This window comes from Halorhodospira sp. M38, from assembly GCF_022227985.1.
In the GTDB taxonomy this organism is placed as follows: Bacteria; Pseudomonadota; Gammaproteobacteria; order Nitrococcales; family Halorhodospiraceae; genus Halorhodospira; species Halorhodospira halophila_A.
Genome location: NZ_JAJNQP010000081.1, coordinates 1 through 756 on the forward strand (window position 1 = coordinate 1; position 756 = coordinate 756).

Annotated in this window: 1 protein-coding gene; it reads left to right on the plus strand. The window is 67.2% G+C overall.

From position 1 onward, the window contains the following. Positions 1-283, plus strand: a 283-nt coding sequence (locus LRA98_RS12860; protein WP_238640855.1) for an EAL domain-containing protein, incomplete at its 5' end; no start/stop codon positions are given. Between the last annotated feature and the right edge of the window lie 473 nt (positions 284-756).

Sequence of the window (756 nt, forward strand, 5' to 3'; positions counted from 1 at the left end):
CTCGCTGCTCTACCTCCAGCAGCTGCCGGCGCAGCAGGTCAAGATCGACCGCAGCTTCACCCAGGGCCTCCTCGATGACCCCGTCTCCGGCCGGATCGTCGGGGCGACCGTGGGAATCGCCGCCAGCCTGGGCATGGAGACCGTCGCCGAGGGCGTGGAGACCGCTGCGGAGGCCGAGGCCCTAAGCCGGCACGGGGTGGACCAGGCACAGGGCTTCTACTACGCCCGGCCCATGCCGCCGGGCGACCTCTGGCCGCGCCTCGGGGCGGCGGCTCCCGCCTGATCCGCCGGCGCCCTCGCGGACCACGCGCGAGGCGCGCAGCGCAGCCAGTTAGCCGGCCGCGGCCTTCCGCTGCACGGAGACATGCTGCCGCCTACAACCACCACATTCCCCCGCGTGCGCTCGGGCGTGTCACCCCCTGTTGTCCATGACCACCATCTTGGAGGGTCAGTAGACGGGGCCGCTAACAGAGCAAGCCCTGCTACAAGCGGAACTTGCTCCGGATGCCACAAACTGTGCCGTAGCGGTGCCGGCATCCCCCCCAGCCTCCTCGCCTCTGAGTCGACCAGGATTCCACAGAACCTGTGGATAACCGTGTGGAGAAAGTCTGCCGAACCCGCTCCGCGAGGGCCTTCGAGGTCTATTGGACAAAGACTGCCCACCCACAAAACGCCAAAAATCAGCACCTTGCGAACACGCCTCCAGATGTCAGCGGCTTAAGCGGGGTCTCGCATCGCCTGTGCAGAAATAACCGT